The 3793-nt window shown below is 59.0% G+C and carries 5 protein-coding genes; 1 reads left to right on the top strand and 4 read right to left on the bottom strand.

Features of this window, described 5'->3' with window-relative positions:
* Positions 1 to 119 precede the first annotated feature (119 nt).
* The 4 genes from QZX93_RS07260 to QZX93_RS07245 all read right to left on the bottom strand — a co-directional run bounded on the left by QZX93_RS07260 (position 120) and on the right by QZX93_RS07245 (position 2383).
* Positions 120 to 491, bottom strand: a complete 372-nt coding sequence (locus QZX93_RS07260) for a PIN domain-containing protein (protein ID WP_295385475.1) — start codon at positions 489 to 491, stop codon at positions 120 to 122.
* Positions 488 to 730 (bottom strand): hypothetical protein, encoded by a 243-nt coding sequence (locus QZX93_RS07255; protein ID WP_295385473.1) that lies wholly within the window; start codon positions 728 to 730, stop codon positions 488 to 490. The genes QZX93_RS07260 and QZX93_RS07255 overlap by 4 nt, the downstream gene beginning before the upstream one ends.
* 74 nt (positions 731 to 804) lie before the next feature.
* Positions 805 to 1863 (bottom strand): class I SAM-dependent methyltransferase, encoded by a 1059-nt coding sequence (locus QZX93_RS07250; RefSeq protein ID WP_295385469.1) that lies wholly within the window; start codon positions 1861 to 1863, stop codon positions 805 to 807.
* A 100-nt stretch (positions 1864 to 1963) separates the two neighbouring features.
* The gene (locus QZX93_RS07245) at positions 1964 to 2383 is read right to left on the bottom strand and encodes a helix-turn-helix transcriptional regulator (RefSeq protein WP_295385467.1); all 420 of its coding nucleotides are present in this window, start codon (positions 2381 to 2383) and stop codon (positions 1964 to 1966) included.
* Positions 2384 to 2887: 504 nt separating this feature from the next.
* On the opposite strand from QZX93_RS07245, the gene QZX93_RS07240 reads away from it, so the two are divergent.
* The gene (locus QZX93_RS07240) at positions 2888 to 3433 is read left to right on the top strand and encodes a hypothetical protein (protein WP_295385465.1); all 546 of its coding nucleotides are present in this window, start codon (positions 2888 to 2890) and stop codon (positions 3431 to 3433) included.
* The last annotated feature ends 360 nt before the right edge of the window (positions 3434 to 3793 follow it).

Below are 3793 nucleotides of genomic sequence, written 5' to 3'. Positions count from 1 at the left end.
GCTAGGATACCTGGCAGGCGACTCGATGCTGTCTTCATTCATATTGAAACCCGGAATAAGATCGCATTTTCGTATGGATTCCGGAGATTCTACAATTTTTTTGCTATAAAATCAATAATTTAGTTTCTAGACAGGCTCTCAAAGGCGAAGGCCATGCGAATCCCACACCGGGCCATGACGACCTTGCTCACGCAGTCGGTAAAGCTCCATTGTTTGTCGGCAAACCGGCGATAAACATCCCAGGCGGCGAAGACCTCGTTCCGCGTCACCCAGTGGAGTTCCGCGATCTCCTCATCGAGCAGGGCCTCGCCCAAGCGCAAGGCCCGCTGCCCTTCGCCCCGCATCCGCAGCAAGGTCAATAACTCGTCGACCACCCAATCGGTCGTGATCAGCGGCTCGCGGTTCTCCGTAAGCCACGCAGAGGCTGCCAGGTGGTCCGCATCGTTGGCCACGAAGGCAGCAAACCAGGCACCGGTCTCAACGAAGATCATCGCCCAGCCCCATAGATCACAGCGTCATGGTCGCGGTTGGAACGGCCGTCCCCAGGGTTGCCGATAGGCAGCCCTGCCAGCTCGGCCCGGAGCCGATCAAGGTTCGCCCGTCTGTCCGGGGGCTCGCTCAGGTCATCGCCGCGCTGGAGCGAACGGGCGAGGACCTCAATGAGGTGGAGCTTTTCGCGACGGCCGAGTTGGTCCATCGCGCGTTCAATCTCTTGGGTCTGTGGGCGCATGGCGTATCTCCCATGTCAGTGTCTCACGGATTGACGGAGCAGGGTTGAGGAAGGAATCCGAGCATTGGGAGTCATTATCGCATTTCGCCGAATGATCCACGCACTGCAACAACAACCGACTCCTCCGCACACTCGGGCGCACGACTCACCCGCCGATCCGCCCGCCACGCCTGCCATTTCACCCGGGCGCGCGCGAGCCAGGTGAGACGCCGAGCGCGGGCAATCCGTGCGCTCTCCAGGAACATGCCGCGGGCCGGGTCGGTCGGGGGCAGCCGTTCGATCGACTCAAAGCCGGCCGCGGCCAGGATCCCCCGCAGGCTGGACGCGGTATACAGCACCAGATGCCGGGGCGTTTCCAGGCCGCGCCAGGCGGGACCGAAGCGCACTCGCCCCAACGCATCCAGATTCGGGGTGGCGATCCAGAGCCGGCCGCCGGGTTTCAGGAGGGCGTAGCAGCGGGCCAGGGCCGCGCCCGGGTCATGCAGGTGCTCGATGACGTGATTCAGGGTGATGGCGTCGAAGTGCTGGTCCGGAAAGGGCGCGGTCAGCAGGTCCGGCACCACCGACAGGCCCAGTTCCGCGGCCCGCGCCGCGGACTGCGCATCCGGCTCCACGCCCCAGACCGCCCAGCCCCCGGCGCGCATCAGGTCCAGCCAGGCACCGTTGCCACAGCCGACATCGAGCAACCGTTCGCCCGCGCGAGCCGCCGGCAGCGAGCGGACCACCCGGTCCGCGCGCCGCTGCTGTATTGGGGGCAAATGCACTGGTCCAGTGAGGGCGGGCGCCAGTGCGTATCCCCAGCGCTGGTTCAGATAGGCATTGCGGCGCGCGAGCCGCCGCGTACGCGCGGCCGAGACGCGGCCCGGGGTGAGTGCTGCCTCTTGGGTGTAATAGCCAGCGTAGGCCAGACCGATGGTCGCGCGATCCGGCCGCGGGTCGAGATAACCCGCCCCACAGGCCGTGCAGCGCCAGAGCGTCCAGGTACCGGGGCCGATCCCGAAGACCAGGTCCCGCAGGTCGGCGAGCAGCGGTTCCCGGCCGGCGTGATCGCACACCGGGCATGCCCCGAGCGCCTCGAGACCGTGGCTGGGCCAGGCCGCAGGGGCCGTATCAATGGCGTCGATTCGATCCAAGCGCATCACCCTGTAGGAGCGGCCCCCGGCCGCGACAAGCCCCCGCACTGCTCTGCGGCCACAGTGATGAGAAAGGCCGCCACATTCGCAGGAAGCCCCTTCATCCGGGGTCTGCCGCCGCACCCGCTCCCACCTTCTTCAACAGCACGATAATCTCGTTCAGTCGCTCCCCCTCCTGTTTAAGCCAAGCGAGTTCCTTATCCTTCTGCGCGAGCATCAAGCGCGCCTTATCGAGTTCATGGGCGCACTGAGATTCACTCAAGAGGATGGTATGCGCCAGGTTGCTCTGCCCGCAATTCTCCGGAAAATTGAATACCGTCTTTTCGCTGGTATTCAGCAATTCGCTTACGTCCACGCCGATGACATCCGCAATCTGCTTCAGCTTGTCCAGTTTGATATCCGACTCGCCGCGTTCGATCTTGGCATAGGTATTGACGGCCCACCCGAGCCTCTCGGCTAAGTCCTCCTGCGTCCAACTCTTACACAGCCGCATCGTCTTCAACTTTTCGTGAATTTGCATGACATCCTCCCAAACGCTACAGAGATCGCCATTTTCTGGTCTGTAATCTCCCCAAGGTTTCAAGTAAATTAACCACAACTTGACGGAGATTGCAAGGGCAACCACGTACCAACCCGGCGACCAGCCCTTGCGCGACCGCCAGCAGCGACATTGAGGGCCGGGCAGCACAAGCCTGTTTTTTAGAGACTTGCTGACCATGGACAGCTTCAGGCATAAGCATCGGCCAGCCGCCGCTTGCCCCCGGAGTGTTCGCTGTACGTTTACGTCGGACTTCGGTACTGAGTTATGACCGACCAAGCCGACGCCCCCAGCGGTTGCCCCAATGATGTGGCGAAGACATCGAAATCGAGGACATCTATGAATCGTTCTACGCTTTGGCTTCTCTCTGCGGCGATAATAACCAGCATCGGCCTATCTGCTGGATGCACATCTATTACAACACCGAGCAAACCATACTACATACAAGATAGTACGACGCATTGTAAAGTATGGAATCCTCACCCGGTGCAAAATGAAACAATTTCTTGGAGTGGCGGCTGCAACGCTTCAGGTATAGCTGAGGGCTCAGGGACTCTTCAATGGTACGAAAATGGAAAACCAGGCCAAAAATTTATTGGCGAGGTGAAGAATGGCCAATATCATTATGGCGAGTCAATTCTCAGCGACGGAGAAACATATAAAGGGGGATTTCTTGACGGTAAGAGACACGGCCAGGGCGTCGCAAGCTGGCCAAGAGATAATAGCGACGAGAAAGGTGGCTGGAAAAAATATTCAGGAAATTTTAGAAACGGCTCCAAAGAGGGTTACGGCGAGGCGGTAACTTGGAATGGGGATACATATAAAGGCACGTGGAGCAATGACAAGAGAACTGGACAAACAGCACGGGAGAAAGGAACCGCGAAAAGATCAGCGAGCGAAATCGCAGCCAAACCAAGACAAGAGCGGAAACGCAACGATGTCTTCAGAACAGAGAAATATCCTAACGGGATAACCCCAGTAGATGTCATCAGGTCACTTGTATCCCCCGGATCCATACTCAGTCTTTTTTAGATTGGGGGCAGTACCAGGCATTGGGCGGCGGCAACAGCGGACAAAAACCACAACCGCGGAGCAAATTCACCATCGACACGTGAATCACGCGGAATCTGACACACCTTGACCTCGTCAATAACAAATGATCTGAGCAAATAAAAGAAAAAATATGAGAAATATTAAAACCATTGGCGTAAAGACATCACCAAGAACATTGCCTACTAAACCCTGACTAAAGAGAGTAACCATCCCCCGGCAAAGCCGGGGGCTTTCATTCGTGAGCCGCTCGAAGCGGCTACGGGGTCGCTAACGCGGCCCCGCGGTTCTTGGGCCGCCTAAAGGCGGCGACTCAGCCCCAGAGGTTGAGCTGTTCGAGGC

Origin of the sequence: uncultured Thiodictyon sp. (assembly GCF_903946935.1) — a bacterium.
In the GTDB taxonomy this organism is placed as follows: domain Bacteria; phylum Pseudomonadota; class Gammaproteobacteria; order Chromatiales; family Chromatiaceae; genus Thiodictyon.
Note: the sequence above shows the minus strand (reverse complement) of the source record. Positions and strands in the feature narration are given on the sequence as shown.